This window comes from Pseudomonas sp. WAC2 (assembly GCF_030403525.1).
Taxonomy (GTDB): Bacteria; Pseudomonadota; Gammaproteobacteria; order Pseudomonadales; family Pseudomonadaceae; genus Chryseomonas; species Chryseomonas luteola.
Genome location: NZ_JAUEPD010000010.1, coordinates 176834 through 194052, shown reverse-complemented (window position 1 = coordinate 194052; position 17219 = coordinate 176834). Strand labels below are relative to the sequence as shown.

The 17219-nt window shown below is 55.9% G+C and carries 18 protein-coding genes; 14 read left to right on the top strand and 4 right to left on the bottom strand.

The genetic code is table 11. The features are described from left to right. Positions 1-127: 127 nt before the first annotated feature. The gene (locus QWJ10_RS20440) at positions 128-1012 is read right to left on the bottom strand and encodes a LysR family transcriptional regulator (protein ID WP_289929469.1); all 885 of its coding nucleotides are present in this window, start codon (positions 1010-1012) and stop codon (positions 128-130) included. A gap of 88 nt (positions 1013-1100) precedes the next feature. On the opposite strand from QWJ10_RS20440, the gene QWJ10_RS20435 reads away from it, so the two are divergent. The 7 genes from QWJ10_RS20435 to QWJ10_RS20405 all read left to right on the top strand — a co-directional run bounded on the left by QWJ10_RS20435 (position 1101) and on the right by QWJ10_RS20405 (position 8026). Further along, complete coding sequence (locus QWJ10_RS20435; RefSeq protein ID WP_286788778.1) at positions 1101-1562, top strand: multidrug/biocide efflux PACE transporter; 462 nt, start codon at positions 1101-1103, stop codon at positions 1560-1562. Positions 1563-1763: 201 nt separating this feature from the next. Continuing rightward, positions 1764-2192 (top strand): GFA family protein, encoded by a 429-nt coding sequence (locus QWJ10_RS20430; RefSeq protein WP_197872873.1) that lies wholly within the window; start codon positions 1764-1766, stop codon positions 2190-2192. A 120-nt stretch (positions 2193-2312) separates the two neighbouring features. Then, positions 2313-2768: a CBS domain-containing protein gene (locus QWJ10_RS20425; RefSeq protein WP_289929465.1), complete on the top strand. Its 456-nt coding sequence runs from the start codon at positions 2313-2315 to the stop codon at positions 2766-2768. 250 nt (positions 2769-3018) lie between these two features. Beyond that, positions 3019-4626 carry an MFS transporter gene (locus tag QWJ10_RS20420; protein WP_074824281.1) on the top strand — a complete coding sequence of 536 codons (1608 nt, stop codon included), beginning with the start codon at positions 3019-3021 and terminating at the stop codon, positions 4624-4626. 6 nt (positions 4627-4632) lie between these two features. Further along, positions 4633-5850 (top strand): HlyD family secretion protein, encoded by a 1218-nt coding sequence (locus QWJ10_RS20415; RefSeq protein ID WP_289929463.1) that lies wholly within the window; start codon positions 4633-4635, stop codon positions 5848-5850. Continuing rightward, on the top strand, positions 5847-7229 hold the full coding sequence (locus tag QWJ10_RS20410; RefSeq protein WP_289929461.1) for an efflux transporter outer membrane subunit: 1383 nt from the start codon (positions 5847-5849) through the stop codon (positions 7227-7229). The genes QWJ10_RS20415 and QWJ10_RS20410 overlap by 4 nt, the downstream gene beginning before the upstream one ends. Positions 7230-7321: 92 nt before the next feature. Beyond that, the gene (locus QWJ10_RS20405; protein ID WP_289929458.1) at positions 7322-8026 is read left to right on the top strand and encodes a YebC/PmpR family DNA-binding transcriptional regulator; all 705 of its coding nucleotides are present in this window, start codon (positions 7322-7324) and stop codon (positions 8024-8026) included. Positions 8027-8080: 54 nt separating this feature from the next. Here the strand turns inward: QWJ10_RS20405 and QWJ10_RS20400 are convergent, their stop codons facing one another. The 3 genes from QWJ10_RS20400 to dcp form a co-directional block, all read right to left on the bottom strand. Next, positions 8081-8347 carry a hypothetical protein gene (locus tag QWJ10_RS20400; RefSeq protein ID WP_010794688.1) on the bottom strand — a complete coding sequence of 89 codons (267 nt, stop codon included), beginning with the start codon at positions 8345-8347 and terminating at the stop codon, positions 8081-8083. Between the two features lie 141 nt (positions 8348-8488). Then, entirely contained in the window at positions 8489-9325 is an 837-nt protein-coding gene (locus QWJ10_RS20395) for an inositol monophosphatase (protein WP_289929454.1), read from the bottom strand. 172 nt (positions 9326-9497) lie between these two features. After that, positions 9498-11687: a peptidyl-dipeptidase Dcp gene (dcp, locus tag QWJ10_RS20390; RefSeq protein WP_289929452.1), complete on the bottom strand. Its 2190-nt coding sequence runs from the start codon at positions 11685-11687 to the stop codon at positions 9498-9500. Between the two features lie 266 nt (positions 11688-11953). On the opposite strand from dcp, the gene QWJ10_RS20385 reads away from it, so the two are divergent. The 7 genes from QWJ10_RS20385 to QWJ10_RS20355 all read left to right on the top strand — a co-directional run bounded on the left by QWJ10_RS20385 (position 11954) and on the right by QWJ10_RS20355 (position 17194). Next, positions 11954-12460 (top strand): GNAT family N-acetyltransferase, encoded by a 507-nt coding sequence (locus QWJ10_RS20385; protein WP_289929451.1) that lies wholly within the window; start codon positions 11954-11956, stop codon positions 12458-12460. A 102-nt stretch (positions 12461-12562) separates the two neighbouring features. Beyond that, positions 12563-14158 carry an ABC transporter substrate-binding protein gene (locus QWJ10_RS20380; protein WP_289929449.1) on the top strand — a complete coding sequence of 532 codons (1596 nt, stop codon included), beginning with the start codon at positions 12563-12565 and terminating at the stop codon, positions 14156-14158. Positions 14159-14256: 98 nt separating this feature from the next. Further along, positions 14257-14457, top strand: a complete 201-nt coding sequence (locus tag QWJ10_RS20375; RefSeq protein ID WP_074824259.1) for a hypothetical protein — start codon at positions 14257-14259, stop codon at positions 14455-14457. A 23-nt stretch (positions 14458-14480) separates the two neighbouring features. Further along, on the top strand, positions 14481-14900 hold the full coding sequence (locus QWJ10_RS20370; RefSeq protein ID WP_197872865.1) for a GNAT family N-acetyltransferase: 420 nt from the start codon (positions 14481-14483) through the stop codon (positions 14898-14900). Between the two features lie 196 nt (positions 14901-15096). Next, the gene (locus tag QWJ10_RS20365) at positions 15097-15711 is read left to right on the top strand and encodes a hypothetical protein (protein ID WP_019367006.1); all 615 of its coding nucleotides are present in this window, start codon (positions 15097-15099) and stop codon (positions 15709-15711) included. Between the two features lie 223 nt (positions 15712-15934). Next, positions 15935-16366 carry a nuclear transport factor 2 family protein gene (locus QWJ10_RS20360; protein WP_010794696.1) on the top strand — a complete coding sequence of 144 codons (432 nt, stop codon included), beginning with the start codon at positions 15935-15937 and terminating at the stop codon, positions 16364-16366. Positions 16367-16462: 96 nt separating this feature from the next. Then, positions 16463-17194 (top strand): DUF72 domain-containing protein, encoded by a 732-nt coding sequence (locus tag QWJ10_RS20355; RefSeq protein ID WP_289929443.1) that lies wholly within the window; start codon positions 16463-16465, stop codon positions 17192-17194. Positions 17195-17219: the final 25 nt, after the last annotated feature.

Here is a 17219-nt window from a genome sequence, read left to right as displayed (position 1 = left end):
AACAGTTCTCGTTTAGCCGATGAGCGAACCCTCTGCCGATAACTGGCAGGTTACGATCCACTGTATTCTTTTGATTGATTTACTGGATGCTCCTCCTCTTTGCGGCTGCCTGAGTAGTACGCATCCTTCAAGATCTATTCGTTTGTGTAAGACGCTCAAGCAGCCAGGCTGCAGCAGGACCAAGCGGCTGTTTACGCGACCACACCACATCCACCGATACCTGCTTGGGCCAGCCATTCATGACCAACTCATGCACCCGCCCCTGTGCATGGGACTCGACCAACCCCTTGGGTAACGCGGCCCACCCAAAGCCCAACGCCGCCATTTCCAGCAACAGCAGGTAGTCTGGAGTCGACCAGCATCGCGTACTGTGTACAGGCAGGGTCGAATCGTCCAGATCACTGCTGACAACGCTGCTCAGACGCAGCATGCGGTAGTGAGCAAGGTCCTGAGGTTCAACTACCGCTTTCTGGGAAAGGGCATGACCTTGGCTGACAAAAAGACCAAAGGAGGAATAGTAAGGCAGCCGGGAATGCGCAATATCCGGCCCGTATTCCGGTTGAGCGGCCAATAGCCCCAGGTTGGCGCGGCCTTGATTGATCAGATCCAGCACATCGGCCTGTTCGGCAAAAAAGCACTCGAACTCCAGATCAGGATAGCGCTGGTCCAATTCGTGAAGACGCGCTTCATATTGGCTCTGCTGGTAGGTATCTGACAGTACCAGTGTCAGCTTGGCTTCCTGCCCGCGGCCCAAGGTAGCCGCGTGACGTTTCAATCGGTCTATCGCCGATAGCGTCTCCAGCGCATATCCCAACAAGCTACGCCCAGGCTCGGTCAATGTCAGCTGGCGAGCGCCACGAACAAAGAGCTCAACATCCAGTTCTATTTCAATGCGGGCAATGGTTTCACTAATGGTCGACTGGCTTTTACCGAGCCCCCTCGCCGCTGCGCTGAACGAGCCACTGGATGCAGCATGAACAAACGATTCGAGCGCTTCTATTGAAAGGTTCATATCGGTATAAGCGATACCAGCTAATTTTTGGTTATTGGTTAAACCGATGATAATAGACCATTGCAGTCATCCCTAAGCGAGTTTTCCAATGTCTTCTACTTCATCAACTGATCGCAGTTTCTGGGAGCGGGCAGGTCATGCGCTGGCCTTCGAGCTGATTGCCCTGGGCCTCTGTGCGCCTGTGATCGCCTGGGCTATGGGCAAACCCATGGCACAGATTGGCGTGTTGACGCTCATGTTTTCGACCATAGCCATGTTGTGGAACATGATCTTCAACTTCTTGTTTGACCGTGCGCAAAACCGGTTGGGATTCAAACGCAGCTTTGCCGTCCGCCTGCTTCACGGCTGTCTTTTTGAGGCTGGCCTAGTGGTCTTGCTGGTTCCGTTGGCAGCGTGGTGGCTTTCGATCAGCCTGCTCCAGGCGCTAGTGCTCGATATCGGACTGATCCTGTTTTTCCTGCCTTATTCGGTATGCTTCAACTGGATTTACGATACGCTTCGGGCCCGTTATATACGTCGTCAGGGCATTGGCGCAGCGTATGAAAAGTGATGAACCGACTAATAGAAAGGCGCCACGCCTCATGGTGAATGAGTCAGGCTGCCTTTCGCTCTTGGCAGGGCTTAAAGTGAGCCTGCTGACGACTCTACGTTGAAAAGCCCCCAATAGAGACAAAACGTCGTCCTACCCTCTTTTTTCCTTTTAATCGCCGATTTTCGACTACGCTTTTCATTCCACTCAGCGAAAGGCGGGATGGCTATGGCTGCTCGGGTCGAGAGACAAGGACGCTGCTTGTGCAGCGCGGTGCACGTAACTGTCGGTCTGGAAAAAACATCTGTCAGCGCTTGTCATTGCTCGATATGTCGGCGATGGGGCGGCGGTCCACTGATGGTTGTCGAAAGCACGCTCCCTCCCCAATTGACAGGAGAGGAGCATGTTCACGTCTACGAGTCATCAGAGTGGGCTGAGCGAGGCTTTTGTCGCCGATGTGGTACTCACCTGTTTTACCGGTTAAAACACGGCGACTTTCATGCCGTCCCGGTTGGGTTGTTTGATGACCCGGATGACTGGACATTTGCGCTGCAGGTTTTCATAGAAGAAAAACCAGCTTTCTACTGCTTTGCCAACGATACCCGCACCCTGACTGGAGAAGAACTGATTGTGCAGTTCGGCTCCGAGTAAGGCATAGGCCATGCTCGTGCTTGAAAATTTTAATCGTACCCATGGATTACGTTGTTTGGTGACGGCCGGACAGGTCGGGTTATTTTCGTCCTATTGATTTGCCAGCAAGGGAGGAATGATATGAAGACGGTAGCGGATATCCTTAGAGCCAAGCAAAGCCAGGGTGTGTTTACGATCACCCCAAACGTTACGGTGCTTGATGCGCTTAAAGTCATGGCCGAGAAAAATGTGGGTGCCCTGCCCGTTACCGAAGACGGTAAGCTGGTCGGTATCATTAGCGAGCGCGACTATGCGCGCAAAGGCGTATTACAGGGCCGCTCCTCCATAGGAACCGCTGTTCGGGAAATCATGACCCGTGCTGTGATCACAGTGACGCCTCGGGAGAGCATTCGTGAGTGCATGTCGCTCATGACGGATCGCCATCTGCGCCACTTACCGGTGATCGACAATGATCAGCTGATCGGTCTGCTCTCCATTGGCGATATCGTGAAGGAAACGATTGCCGAGCAGGACGGGCTGATTCTGCAACTGGAGCAATACATCCGTGGTGAATATCCCCCATCACTGGCCGGATGATCAGAGGGAGCAGCTAGGCCATGCGTTTGAGCATGGCCTGCGTTGACTAAAAGTCTGGTTGGGCTTTTTTGTAATCACGACTTCCTTGCCCGTCAGGCTGAACTGTTGCGGCGCCTTATGGACGAATCCATTGCCATCATTGATTAAACAGTGACTGGCACTTCTCAAGGATTCAATAAGGCGCCTATTTGCTGTGCCCGATAAATATCTGGAACCCCTGCCCAATTGGGAGCCGCACGAGCGGCCCTCGATGCCGGGCTCTCCGGCTACGCCACTGCATGCCCCACCGGTACGCCTTGCCTACGCGCTGGTGTCCGTGCTGCTGGGCCTGACAGGCGGCCTCGGTAATGCGCTGATCAGCGTGAACCTTCCTTATATCCAGGGTGATCTGGGTCTGACGCCCACCCAGGGTGCCTGGCTGCCTGCAGCCTTTCTGATGGTAAACGTGTCAGCTAACCTGATTCTCGTGAAGTTTCGTCAGCAATACGGGCTTCGCCGCTTTGCCGAGATCGGGCTGGCGCTGTATGCCGTATTCACGATCGCCCATGTGTTTGCCAACAACTTTCCCATGGCGGTGCTGGTCCGAGCCGCCAGCGGCTTTGCTGGCGCGACGATCACAACCCTGGGTACGCTGTATATGCTCCAGGCGTTTCGGAAGGCTCAGGTAGGCAAAGGTTTGGTCATTGGCGTTGGCATCTCCCAGCTGGCAACGCCTCTGGCTTGGCTGCTCTCGCCCGCGCTCAGGGATCTGGGCGAGTGGCATCGCCTGTATATCTTCGAGGCCGGCATGGCGCTGTGCTCACTCGCCGCCATCACCCTGCTCAAGCTACCTCCAGGCATACGCATCAAGGCGTTCGAGCGACTGGACTTTCTGACATTTGCCCTGCTCGGCCCTGCCCTTGCCATGATTGCCGCCGTCCTGGCACAGGGACGCATTCAATGGTGGCTGACGCAGCCCTGGATGGGGTTTTCATTGGCAGCCGCTCTGGTATTGATCATCATTGCGGTCGCCATTGAGCACCATCGACGCAATCCCCTGCTCCAGACTCGCTGGCTTGGCACCTCCGAGATGCTGCGCTTTGCCTTCGGGGCGATCATGCTGCGCTTTATCCTGTCCGAACAGAATTATGGAGCAGTGGGTCTGCTGCAAACCCTGGGGCTTACAGCCGATCAGTTACAGCCGCTTTTTGCAGTGATTCTTGCTGGCATCGTGGCGGGCATTGCCGTCAGTGCTCTGGTGTTCAGCCCGAAAACGATGATCCCTCAGATTCTGGTTTCGATTGTATTGATCGGTATAGCCAGCTTCATGGATACCGACTCGACAAACCAGACACGCCCGCAGGACCTGTTTGTCAGCCAGGGTATTCTGGCCTTTGCCAGCGGCATGTTCCTGGGTCCGCTGATGATGATCGGCTTTTTGCGTGCCCTGCAGAACGGTCCGACCTATATCGTCAGCTTTACCGTGCTGTTTTCCTTTACGCAAAGCCTGGGTGGATTGGCCGGCCCGGCTCTGTTTGGAACATTCGAGACGGTGCGAGAGAAATACCATTCCAGTCACCTGATCGAGAACGTCAACCGTACCGACCCACTGGTGGTGCAGCGCCTGCAGCTTCAAAGTCAGGTTTATGCCCCGGTGCAGACTGACCCTACCCTGCAACAGGCGCTAGGCACCTCCCAACTCAGCCAGGCCGCCACACGAGAGGCACATGTGCTGGCCTTCAACGATGTATTTCGGCTGATCGGCTTCGTATCGATCACCTTTCTGAGCTGGTCACTGTTCCATACCCTGCGCCTGTCCTATCGGCGAAGAAAGGCGGAACGGGCACAAGCCAACTCCTCTAATAACGCTGCTACGTGAGACGACATGAGCGACGAAAAACCATTACCTGATGACGAGCGCAAGGGCTCAAGCGAAGCTGAAAAAACGCCGCCTCAAACCGAACAGGCAGCCTCCGTACCGGATGCCGGAGCGACAAACCCTGGGCCGCCCAAGGTGATCAAGCCGTCACGGATGACGGTCATCATCATGCTGGTGGTAGCGCTGGCAGGCGTCCTGACGATCCTCTATGCGTGGCAGCTGTGGCCATTCACCAGTGGCATCGTGACAACCAATAATGCCTACGTCCGGGGACAGATTACCGTCATGGCCCCTCAGGTGAATGGTTATGTCGCCGAGGTACTCGTACAGGACTTCGAGCATGTAAAGCAGGGGCAACTGCTGGTTCGGATCGACGACCGAATCTATCGCCAGCGTGTTGAGCAAAACCAGGCACAGCTGGCGGCTCGGCAGGCGGATCTTGCGAACTCCATACAAACCTTGGCTTCCAACCAGGCCACGCTAGCGTCGCGCCGGGCGGAACTCCTGTCGGCGCAGGCCGAACTGGATCGCGCACGAGCCGATGAGCGTCGTGTCAACGAACTCGCCTCCCGAGGCTCGGTTTCCCTGCGCGAGCGTGATCAGACACGCGCCTCGGCCAGGGCCGCCGCCGCTCAGGTCAAGCAGGCACAAGCGGCCATCAATATTGCCGAGGAAAACGTAAAGGCGACTCGCGTGTCACGCGGAAGCCTGGAAGCTCAGGTACAGATGGCAGAAGCGGCGCTGCATCTGGCACAGATCGACCTCGACAACACTTTGATCAAGGCGCCACGGGAAGGACAGCTCAGCGAGGTATCCGTACGCCTCGGGCAGTACGTGACGGCAGGCTCGCAACTCCTCTACTTGGTACCGGATCTGGTCTGGGTGGTAGCCAACTATAAGGAAACGCAGACACATAACATGGCGATCGGTCAGCCGGTCCGCTTCAACGTTGATGCCTTGGACGGCGCAGAGCTTACCGGCCGTGTCGAACGGCTGGCGCCTGCAACCGGCTCGGAGTTCAGCATTCTTCGCCCAGACAACGCCACGGGTAATTTCACCAAGGTGGTACAGCGCATCCCTGTGCGGATCACCATTGATCCTGACCAGCCCTTGGCGCAGCGGCTAAGGCCAGGGATGTCCGTTGTCACCCATGTTGATACGGATGCGACCCCAGCGACCAGCCAGACAGAACGACCTGTAGCGCAACGGAGCGCTACACCATGAGGGACGTTCGATTCCATCCTTTGCTGTTGGCCCTGGCGGTAAGCCTGGCCGCTTGTGTGCCACCCAAGAAACCGCTACCGCCCGAAGCAGCCATACAACCTCCTAGGCAGTGGCGTGCAGCGAGTGAGCCGGCAAGTGCCGTTCGAAGCGATTGGTGGCACAACTTCAACGATCCCCGGCTGACTCGCCTGGTAGAAACCGCGCTTGAGCACAACACTGACGTGTTAGCCGCTATTTCCCGCGTCGATGCGGCTCGCGAGCAGATTGCACTGGCACGCTCGGCCCTGTTTCCTTCGGTAAATGCCTCGGTTGCCACACAAACCAACCGCAATCTCGGCACGCTGGGTATCACCCATACCCGTTCGGCTCAGCCACAGGTACAGATTGCGTATGAGCTGGATGTATGGGGGCGCCTGCGTACTCTCGAACAGGCCGCACGGCTCCAATATCAGGCCAGCCAGACCGATCGGGATGCTGTTCTTCTCACCGTAGCCAGCACGACCGCACGGGCATACATCACCCTTCTCTCACTGGATGCTCAGCTGCAGGTTACCCGTGAGACAGCCGAGTCTCGCCTTGGAGCGCTCAAGGTCGCAGAGGATCGCGCCGGTGAGGGTTACACGTCAGAACTGGAGTTAACGCAGGCCCAGTCCGAATATGAGGCCGCCATGCAAATGATTCCGCAGCTTCAACAGGCCATTCGCCGACAGGAAAATGCCATTCAGATGCTGACGGGCGCCCTGCCGGCCCCAGTGGACCGTGGGCTGCACTTTCAGGACGTACACCCGCCCCGTGTTCCCGGTGTATTGCCATCGGAGTTGCTGCGCAGACGGCCAGATGTCGCACGTGCCGAACAGCAGCTGGCTGCCAGTGACCTCAACCTAGAGGCCCGACGTGATGAGTTTCTTCCGCAGGTACAACTGTCCGGCAGCGTCGGCCGGCTTTACATCAATTCGCTGAACTACGATCCGGTCAAGGTCTGGAGCCTGGGCGCCAGCATCCTTGCTCCGATTTTCACAGCGGGTCGACTGAAAGCCCAGGTCAATATCGCTACCGCTCAGCGTAATCAGGCCGCTTATGCGTATCGGGCCGCAGCGTTGAATGCGTTTGCCGACGTTGAAAATGCCTTGTCAGGCGTCACGCTGTATGCCGAACAGATTGATCGTATCCAGGCACGCCGGCGCACGCTGGCACGTTCGCTTGAAATCGCCCGGGATCGCTACCGCAGCGGTTACTCCTCTTACCTTGATGAGCTCGACGCCCAACGTAACCTCTTCAATCTGGATCTGGCGGCTGTACAGGTGCGCGAGAGCCAGCTGAACAATGTCATTTCGCTCTACCAGGCGCTGGGAGGGGGTTGGACACCTGCGCGGGATTAGCTGTGCATGGCACACAGCTGATCATTTAGCTCCGCTCAAACCCTCGGTATGGACTAGAATTTGCGCCTTTATTCCCTCTTGAAGAGACAACTATGGGCGCACAGTGGAAAGCCAAACATAAAGAAGCCGCAGCCAATGCCAAGGGCAAGATCTTTGGCAAACTGTCGAAAGAGATCATGATCGCTGCGCGCTCCGGCCCGGACCCAGACATGAATCCTCGCCTGCGTCTGGTCGTCGAGCAGGCCAAAAAGGCCTCCATGCCTCGCGAAACACTGGAGCGCGCCATCAAGAAAGGCGCAGGTCTTTTGGGCGAAGCGGTCAACTATGAGCGCACCACCTATGAAGGTTTTACTCCCCATCGTGTGCCAGTCATTGTGGAATGCCTGACCGATAACGTGAACCGTACTGTCGCCGAGATTCGCGTACTGTTTCGCAAGGGCCAGCTTGGCGCGTCCGGCTCGGTAGCGTGGGATTTCGATTATGTAGGCATGATCGAGGCAACGCCCGATACGCCAGAAGCTGATCCGGAGCTGACCGCGATCGAAGCAGGCGCTCAGGATTTCGAGGCGGGTGAGGATGACGCCACCCTCTTTATAAGCGACGCTACCGACATGGACGCCGTCTGCAAGGCGCTGCCAACTCTTGGTTTTACAGTACAGTCGGCCAATCTGGGTTATCGCCCCAAAAACCCGGTCACCGGCTTGAGCGATGCTGAAATGGAAGAAGTAGAAGCCTTTCTGGAAGCCCTGGATGCCCACGATGACGTGCAGAACGTTTATGTAGGTCTGGCAGGTTAAGCCATGCAGCCGGGGCGAAAAGCAGGTCTCGCCTTTCGCCCTGTGAGATGGGTATCAGGCAGCCTTGGGCTGATCAAACAGCATTCGCCCATGGTCCAGGCATTGGTCAACTAGCCATTTGCCGTGAGCAATGGACGCTCTCTGGGCCTGATCCAGTTCGGCCAGGAAGGCATGACTGACCGGAAGCGGCATGCGCCGGGTTACATGCCCGTGCAGGTCGCTTATCCGGCAACCGCCTGCCCAGGGTAAAGGACTGCCTGAATGCTCCATGATTTCAGCCGTAATGACATGATCGCGGTAGGTACATTGCATGGTACTCATGGTCTGATCCTCGCTTTCGAATGGCATCGTCAGGTTCGCACAGGTATGCCCGCTTCGTACAAGTCCTGTCTCAAAGGATAGATGAACGGTGACACATACACTGTACCGTCATGCCCCCACGCGCAGAAAAACGCAAAAGGCTTAGTTGCTATCCAACGAGGGCCCTATTAGGCCTGCTAGCTGTTCATATACTCCGGGCGCAGCGACCAGAAGCGGATTCCCTTCCAGCAGCCCTTCGCCACGGAAGAAGTCACTCGACCGACCACCGGCTTCCTTGACCATGACAAGGCCTGCCAGGCAATCCCAGCTGTTGATAAGCGTCTCGTAATAGCCAATCAACCGACCCGCGGCTACGTAAGCCGTCATCAACGCCCCGGAGCCGTTGCGGATAAACATCCCACCCTCGTCCAACAGACCGGTCAGGAAAGGAATGAAGTTTTCCCTGCCACGGCGGTGCGTTGTACCTACCCCTACGACTCCTTCACGAACGTGTTGGGCAGCATGGGCCCTAAGCGGGATATCATTGACGAACGCGCCCTGGCCCAGGCAGGCATGAAAGAGTTCCTGATGGTTCGGATCGGCGATAGCGCCCAGATAGGGCTCACCGTCAATCATGAGTCCGATGGATACACACCAGCTGTGCAAACCATTTACGAAACAGCTGGTTCCGTCGATGGGGTCGATGACCCAGATACAGCGTGCATCCAATGCTGCAGTACCGTTTTCCTCGCCGATAAAGCCATCCTCCGGAAAACGCTCCGAAAGCTGCGCCCGGATGAAGTCCTCCAGTGTCTTGTCGGCAACACTGACGACATCCTGCAGGTTACCGCCTTTGTGCATTACCGTCAGGCTCGAACGGCGCGCATAGAAGTCCATGCCCAGGCGTGCCGCTTCCTGTGCGATAGCCTTGGCGGCCTCATAGCGTGAATCGATATCGAGGCTATCCGGTGCGCTGGCGCCGGTAACAGTCGTGATCATGACGGGTCCTTTTCAAAAACATGGTGCAATAATTGGGAGCGCCTAATCTAAGCGCTCCACTGTGACAAATACTGCGCGGCTCGGCATAGGACAAAAAGATGCACTTTAAGCCTAGGCCATGAATGCTGGCAGCAAGACGGACCTTCCAGGCCCATCTACTTATAAGGCAAGCTCAACCCTGGCTATCACCTTTCAGGCCGCGGTTAATCAGCATGGGCTCGATATCCGGTTCATGGCCCCGCCAGTCCCGGTAGACCTGCTCCAGATCGGTGCTGTTGCCGCGAGAAAGAACCATGTCGCGGAAGCGTTGGCCGTTTTCAAGAGTAAGGCCGCCGTGCTCTCTGAACCACTCGAAGCCATCATCGGCCAGCATCTGTGTCCACAGATAAGCGTAATACCCTGCCGCATAGCCATTGCCCCAGATATGCATGAAATAGCTGGATCGGTAGCGAGGCGGCACATAACTGAGGTTTATGCGGTCCTTCTCCAGCGCAGCCTTTTCAAATGCATCAACGTCTTGCTGAGGCGCTTCAGCTGCAATCATGTGCCAGTGCATGTCGAGTAGCGCAGCGGCCAGGAGCTCGGTCATGTCATAGCCCTTGTTGAAGCGAGACGCGGTCTTGATCTTCTCGACCAACTCGGCGGGCATGGGCTTGCCGGTTGCGTAGTGCTTGGCATAGTTGGCGAACACCTTGGGGTCTTCCGCCCAGTGCTCGTTGATCTGCGAAGGAAATTCGACGAAATCGCTCGGCGTATTGGCGCCCGAGATACTGGCGTACATCTGGTCGGCGAACATACCGTGCAGGGCATGACCGAACTCATGAAACAAGGTTATGACATCGTCCCATGAAAGCAGCGCCGGCTGGCCTGGAGCAGGCTTGGTGAAATTGCAGACGTTATAAACAACCGGCTTAGTGCCCAGCAGCCGGGACTGATCGACGAAGTTACCCATCCAGGCACCGCCACTCTTGTTATCCCGGGCGAAGAAATCGGTGTAGAACAAGGCCATTGAAGAACCATCCTTGTCGAACACCTCATAAACCTTCACATCCGACTGATACACCGGAATGTCCGTCCGTTCCTTGAACGTAATGCCGTAAAGCGCCTGCGCTGCGTAAAACACCCCGTTCTGGAGCACATTATTAAGCTCGAAATACGGGCGAATCTGTGACTCGTCCAGATCGTAACGGGCCTTGCGAACCTGCTCCGCATAATAAAGCCAATCCCAGGCCTGCAACTTGAAGCCGCCCCCTTGCTTGTCGATAACGGCCTGAATATCCGCCGCCTCGCGCTTGGCTCGGGCTGTGGCCGCCGGCGCGATGTCCCGCATGAAACCTAGCGCAGCCTCTGGCTTCTTGGCCATCTGATCCTGTAACTTCCAGGTTGCATAATCCGGGAACCCCAGCAGCTTGGCCTGCTCGGCTCTCACCTTGGCCAGACGCGCGATAAGCGAGCGGGTATCGTTGGCATCGCCCCTCTCGGCCCGATTCCACGAGGCATCGAACAAGGCCTTACGCGTATCGCGGTTGGCAAGAGACGCTAGCCAAGGCTGTTGCGTGGTGTTCTGAAGAGTGAGCAGCCATTGCTGGTCCAGATGACGGTCCTGGGCTGCCTGTTCGGCTGCCTTGAGCTCAGGCTCAGAAAGTCCCTCAAGCTGATCTTTGTTGCTGACAACCAGGGCCCCGTTCTTGGCTGCAGCCAGCAGCCGATTCACAAACTGGGTAGTGAGCGTTGCCGCCTCTTGGTTGAGCGATTTGAGCTGGGCCTTATCAGTCTCAGACAGCCGGGCACCTGCCAACACGAAATGTTGATGGGTAATCTCGATAAGCCGCTTGTCCTCGGGTGTTAGATCAAGCGTTTCGCGCTGGTCGTAAACGGCCTGTAGACGGTCGAACAATGTGCTGTTGAGCGTGATTGCATCACCCAGCGCAGCCAGCTTGGGCGACTGCTCTTCATTGATCCGCTGAAGCGTGTCGGACGTATTGGCGCCAGTGAGCGCGCTAAAAACTGTCATGACCCTGTCCAGCAGGGCTCCGGCTTTTTCCAGCGCAACGTAGGTATTCTCGAAAGTAGGCGGCTCGGGGTTGTTGGCAATGTGCTCGATTTCAGCCAACTTTTGCCGGATGCCTTCTGTAATGGCGGGCTCGAAGTCCGACTCCTTGATCAGGTCGAACCGAGGTGCCTGAAAGCGCAATGCACTCTCCTGGAAAAAGGGATTCGCCTGAAGGGCCGAGCCGTTCTTATCTGCCATGTTGACCTCCTGTACCGTCGTTCCGGCTTCAGTAACAGACTGGGTTTCGTTAGCAAAGGCATAGCTGCCAAGGGACGTACTGATAGCCAGAAACAGCAAAGATAGACGCATTAATGCTTACTCTCCCTATTTTTCTTATTCCATGCAGCCACGACGCGGTCATACAAAATAGCGCGTCACATTGGGCACAGCGTAGTTTCAAATTGGCAGGCGAGTCTTGGCGATTGAACTCGAACAAAACGGTGTGAACCGCAGACCGCAATTTGTTATAAGCAAAGAAACCCGTCTGGGCCGGGCCTTGGGATAGTATCGCCTGCCCAAGGGATGCAATAGTCTTAAGAACTGCCCTTATCGTTTCAGCCTAATGGAAAGCCGCCATGCCTGTACGAGCAGCCACGTCTGAAGATGCCTCCGCAATCGCCATGATCCATATCGAATCCTGGCGCGCCGCCTATCAAGGCATCATGCCTCAGGCAGTGCTGGATAACCTCCAATACGAGTCCAGATATGCCCATTGGAAATCAAGACTGGAAGCGGAAAATGCTCCGATATGGGTTGCTGAGCGCAGCGGGTCAGTAGCCGGCTGGATGGCGTGCGGCCCTGACCGTGATTGGCCGGAAGACGCCTCCAGGCGAGAAATTCATGCGATCTACATAGCTCCACTACACTACCGTACCGGCCTCGGAACGGCGCTGTTACGGCATTACTTCTCTTCGCTGGAGTTCCCCGCCGTTAGTTGTGTATCCCTCTGGGTATTACAGGACAACCTTGCAGCAATGGCTTTTTATCGACAGCACGGCTTCGACCATACAGAAGCCCATAAAACCCAATCAAGAGGTGGTGTCGACCTGACCGAAGTGAAACTGACCAAGCGGCTTATCTGACGTGACCCTTGAAATATCTGCTTTCATTTAAATCCTGCCGGTATTCCGGAGCCGCGGTAGCGTACGCGTTTCGCTGAACCTCACGCTTCAAGGAAACGGCTCATGTTCAAGACGCTTTTTACGGCGTTGGTCACGGCTGGCTGCGTGTTCAACGTTTTATCTGCCCAGGCTGCAAGCAACCTGGTCTATTGTTCGGAAGGAAGTCCAGCAGGATTTGACCCCGGCCTGTACACAGCGGGAACCGATCATGATGCTGCGGCCAGTACGTTGTTCAACCGACTGGCCGATTTCGAGCGAGGCGGCACCAAGGCCATTCCTTCCCTTGCAGAGCGTTGGGACATCAGCGAAGACGGCAAGACCTATACCTTCTTTCTACGGCAGGGCGTGAACTTCCATACGACGGACTATTTCAAACCGACCCGCCCCTTCAATGCCGATGACGTCCTGTTCACCTTTCAGCGCATGCTGGATAAAGAGCATCCGTTCCGCAAGGCCTATCCCAGCGAGTTCCCCTACTTTACCGGCATGAGTCTGGACAAGAATATCGCCCGGGTTGAAAAGGTGGACGAGCATACAGTTCGCTTCATGCTAAATGAGCGCGACGCTGCTTTTGTGCAGAATTTGGCGATGCGGTTTGCCGGTATCCATTCAGCCGAATATGCCGACCAGCTGCTCAAACAGGGCAAGGCTGAACAGATCAACCAGAAGCCTATCGGTACCGGCCCCTTCGTCTTCAGTCGCTACCAGAAAGACGCCATGATCCGTTTCAAGGGCAACAAGGATTACTGGCAACCGGGACAGGTCAAGCTCGACAACCTTATCTTCTCGATTAATACCGATTCTGCCGTGCGGGCTCAAAAGCTGCGCACAGGCGAATGTCACGTCAGCGTTTACCCTAATCCGGCGGATATTGCCTCGCTGGAGAAAGACCCCAACCTGAAGGTCATGAGTAGCCCTGGCTATAACATTGGCTACCTAGGCTATAACGTTCAGCATCCGCCACTGGACAAGCTGGAAGTCCGCCAGGCGCTCGACATGGCGATCAACAAGCACAACATCATTGAAGCCGTTTTCCAGGGCGCAGGGCAGCTTGCCGTCAACGGGATGCCGCCCAGCCAGTGGTCCTACAACGAAACGATAAAGGATCTGCCGCGCGACCCGGTCAAGGCCAAGGAGCTTCTCAAGCAAGCTGGCGTCAAAGAAGGCACAAAGATCACCTTATGGGCTATGCCGGTCCAGCGGCCGTATAACCCGAACGCGCGCCTGATGGCCCAGATGATCCAGAACGACTGGGCCAAGATTGGCATCAACGCCGAGATCGTGACGTACGAATGGGGCGAATACCTCAAGCGCGCCAAGAGCGGCCAGCAGGACACCATCCTGGTGGGCTGGACAGGCGACAATGGTGATCCGGACAACTGGCTGGGTACGCTGTATGGCTGCGATGCGATTGGCAGCAACAACTACTCCATGTGGTGCGACAAAACCTACGATGACCTCGTGAAGAATGGCAAGCGTGTCTCCGATCAGGCCGAGCGGACCGAGTTTTACCGTCAGGCTCAGGTGCGCATGAAGGAACAGATCCCCAATACCCCAATCGCCCACTCCACGGCGTTCATGCCCATGCGCAAGAATGTGCAGGGCTATGTAATGAGCCCGCTGGGCCATAATGCTTTCGTTGGGGTCAGCGTTGACTGATGTCGATACGGCGAGCCGTTAATCGCTCGCCGTGTCGCTCGCGGTAGGTAAATACGTCGGTTCGGTTTTATCATGACGGGTTGCTGCAAGAGATCATCATGAGCCGAGCCGATTTTCATCAAGCACATGCCACACAAGCCGTTGCCGAGGCACAGCGCCTGCTTTCCAGACGAGACGAAATGGGCGCACGCTGGCTACCCTGGGTCGCTACTGAGCTCTATAGCCTCAGCCCCACTGAGTACGCCTCGATGGTGAGGCGTGCCTTGGAGCAGCTGGCCGGTAATACGCCCAATACCTGAATGCTATTTGTCCTCAGAGAGCTATGAGCGAACTGCACTACGGCCTCCTCTCACCTGAACTCCGCCCGCTTATCGATAAGTTTTATCGCGCCCATGGCAGCACCATGCGAACCGCCAGAGGCGATGGCGTGCGCTATTGGGTAGCCCGGCGACAAGGCATTCTCGGTGTCCTGAACCTTAGTCCCATCGAACAGGGCTTTTGGCTGACGGGCCTCTTCGTTTCACATGAGGAGCGCGGTCAGGGTATTGCTGGCAGATTGCTGGAGCATGCCGTAAACCATGCGGCATCGCCTGTCTGGCTGTTCTGCCACCCCGAACTCGTCCCTTTTTATCAATCCAATGGATTTCAGACACTAGCATCCTTGCCAGAGTCGCTTAGCGATAAACTCCGGCGCTATCAGCAAAGCAAACCCTTGATAGCCTTAGAATACAGCCCGTCGTGACTGCCTTCTGATTCATGTTTCGGTCACATGATGAAGCTATGTTGAAGACGTATATTACGGCTGCGGCAGCCTCTTGCCCGCACAGTCGCCCTGCTATCCGTTTCGCGCAGATGGAAATTTCTTTGCCAGCCTTGAAGCAAAACGGTTGGCTTCGGGTCTTAAGACCATATAGTCCAGACGCGCGCCAGGAGGCCCCATGACTTCGCACCCCCAGCTCCACGGTACCGGTTTTCTCCTTTTGCTAAAGCGTCTGGTCTCCAAGCGCACCTTCGAGGATATTGATCGCCAGCTTGAGCAATTAGGTACCGAATTCCCCCTGTTCGACCACCCGCCACTGAACATCGACCAGGAAGGCGCAGAAAGCCTTGAAGGGCTTGGTATCCGGGCGTATCAGTTCCAGGTCATGAGTTGTCACCAAGGTAAAATGGGTTTGGGTGCCGCCTTGATGAAGCTGGGCTTTACTCCCGTTTCGAGCACTCCTGAACAGACGCTGTATCGCAACGAGGCGGGTGAAAAACTGATGCTGCGCATGCAGTCCGAATTTGGCGGTGTGCTGCTCAATCTGGTCACGGACTCACCCGCCCTACTGGCCTCCATTCATGCACAAAAAATTGCACCCCCAGCTCCCTGGCAGGCATTTCCTACGGTCGATGTGGGTTGCATGGATACGCTACAAGGCGAGTTGGCGTTCTGGTGGAGCCAGCACTGGACGCCTTATTGGAGCCGCCTGGATGAAAACGAGCGTCTTCAGTACCTGCAACTCAACAACGTGCCCGCTGCCTGGAAAGATTTCCTTTCGCTACACGCCTAAGCCACCCTGCTTTGCTGCTTGACGAGAACCTTTTCGCTCAAGCAGCGCTTGCTCTATTAGCAAAAACAACACGCCAATTGACGCCCTCTCATGAAACGTCTACAACACATCATGTTGTACGACGACCCATGACCGCTGTGCTTCTTCCATACTCGAACGAAGATCTACAGCCATCACGTACAACGATCCATTCCGCATCGCTTACAACAACAAGGAAATGCTCATGCGAAATATCAAGCTGATCGTTGGCTTTCTGTGCCTTTTCAGCGGCTATGCTATGGCCGCCACGTCTTCGGATGAAACGGCGGTAGCTGAGGCCGTGGACAAGCTTACCCAGGCCATGTGGCACAAGGATATTGCCAGTCTGAACGCCCTGACGGCCGAAAATCTTACCTATGGCCATTCCAGCGGCAACATTCAAGATAAGAAAGCATTCATTGCGGATATCGAAACAGGCAAAAGCGCATTCAAAGAGCTGAAAATGCTTAACCAGAAAATCACAATGTCGGGTGATGTGGCCCTGGTTCGCAATCATTTCTCTGCACAAGCCATCAATAGCGGCAAGTTGACGCCTACTGAAATTGAAAACTTTCAGATCTGGCAAAAACAAAATGGAAAATGGCTGTTGATCGGCCGTCAGGCTTTCCGCTTCTAACCAGGCACCTGCCGCTTCCCCGCTACGAAGCGGCAGGATCAATCGCCCGATCCGTTAGTCAAACACAGATCAGACACGACTGGCTCAAAACTGATCTTGAATACACTTCCCTACATTGGATGCGCTGGCTGGAGCCTGCCGCGTTCACAATGGCCCGACTTTCCGGCAGAGGGCACCCACTTGCAGCGCTACGCTGCCCGCTTCAATACCGTTGAAATCAACTCTTCGTTTTACCGCCCTCACCAACCGGCGACCTACGCCAAATGGGCTGACTCGACGCCAGAGGGTTTTCGCTTCGCAGTAAAGGTCCCCAAGCAGATCACTCACATTCAGCGCCTCGCTCACGGCGGAGCACTGTTGAACGGCTTTCTGTCGGAGTGCAGTCACTTGGGAGAGAAACTGGGCTGCCTGCTGATCCAGCTTCCTCCTTCACTGGCATTCAAGGCAGAACTTACCCGTGACTTTCTGGAGGATCTTAGGGCTCGCTACAACGGACACGCCGTTCTTGAGCCCCGCCATGCCAGCTGGCAACGTGATGATGCCCAGTCCATACTGATGGCTTATCGAATCGGCCAAGTAGCTGCCGATCCCTCTCCATTGGTGAACGGCAACATGCCCGGTGCATCGCCGGAGGTGGTCTACTACCGCCTTCACGGCTCGCCCCAGATCTATCACTCCTCCTATACCCATGATGCCCTTGCGTCTCTGGCCCAGACCTTGGCACATCATCATGAACGGAGCGTTCCCACATGGTGCATTTTTGATAACACGGCCAGCGGCGCAGCCGTACCCAACGCACTGGACATGCAACGTCTGCTTGCAGGCTGATGGCGTATGCCGACCGCCGGACCTT

Coding starts and splice junctions, on each gene's coding strand:
- QWJ10_RS20440 (WP_289929469.1), bottom strand. CDS start 1,012: ATGAACCTTTCAATAGAAGCGCTCGAATCGTTTGTTCATGCTGCATCC.
- QWJ10_RS20435 (WP_286788778.1), top strand. CDS start 1,101: ATGTCTTCTACTTCATCAACTGATCGCAGTTTCTGGGAGCGGGCAGGT.
- QWJ10_RS20430 (WP_197872873.1), top strand. CDS start 1,764: ATGGCTATGGCTGCTCGGGTCGAGAGACAAGGACGCTGCTTGTGCAGC.
- QWJ10_RS20425 (WP_289929465.1), top strand. CDS start 2,313: ATGAAGACGGTAGCGGATATCCTTAGAGCCAAGCAAAGCCAGGGTGTG.
- QWJ10_RS20420 (WP_074824281.1), top strand. CDS start 3,019: ATGCCGGGCTCTCCGGCTACGCCACTGCATGCCCCACCGGTACGCCTT.
- QWJ10_RS20415 (WP_289929463.1), top strand. CDS start 4,633: ATGAGCGACGAAAAACCATTACCTGATGACGAGCGCAAGGGCTCAAGC.
- QWJ10_RS20410 (WP_289929461.1), top strand. CDS start 5,847: ATGAGGGACGTTCGATTCCATCCTTTGCTGTTGGCCCTGGCGGTAAGC.
- QWJ10_RS20405 (WP_289929458.1), top strand. CDS start 7,322: ATGGGCGCACAGTGGAAAGCCAAACATAAAGAAGCCGCAGCCAATGCC.
- QWJ10_RS20400 (WP_010794688.1), bottom strand. CDS start 8,347: ATGAGTACCATGCAATGTACCTACCGCGATCATGTCATTACGGCTGAA.
- QWJ10_RS20395 (WP_289929454.1), bottom strand. CDS start 9,325: ATGATCACGACTGTTACCGGCGCCAGCGCACCGGATAGCCTCGATATC.
- dcp (WP_289929452.1), bottom strand. CDS start 11,687: ATGCGTCTATCTTTGCTGTTTCTGGCTATCAGTACGTCCCTTGGCAGC.
- QWJ10_RS20385 (WP_289929451.1), top strand. CDS start 11,954: ATGCCTGTACGAGCAGCCACGTCTGAAGATGCCTCCGCAATCGCCATG.
- QWJ10_RS20380 (WP_289929449.1), top strand. CDS start 12,563: ATGTTCAAGACGCTTTTTACGGCGTTGGTCACGGCTGGCTGCGTGTTC.
- QWJ10_RS20375 (WP_074824259.1), top strand. CDS start 14,257: ATGAGCCGAGCCGATTTTCATCAAGCACATGCCACACAAGCCGTTGCC.
- QWJ10_RS20370 (WP_197872865.1), top strand. CDS start 14,481: ATGAGCGAACTGCACTACGGCCTCCTCTCACCTGAACTCCGCCCGCTT.
- QWJ10_RS20365 (WP_019367006.1), top strand. CDS start 15,097: ATGACTTCGCACCCCCAGCTCCACGGTACCGGTTTTCTCCTTTTGCTA.
- QWJ10_RS20360 (WP_010794696.1), top strand. CDS start 15,935: ATGCGAAATATCAAGCTGATCGTTGGCTTTCTGTGCCTTTTCAGCGGC.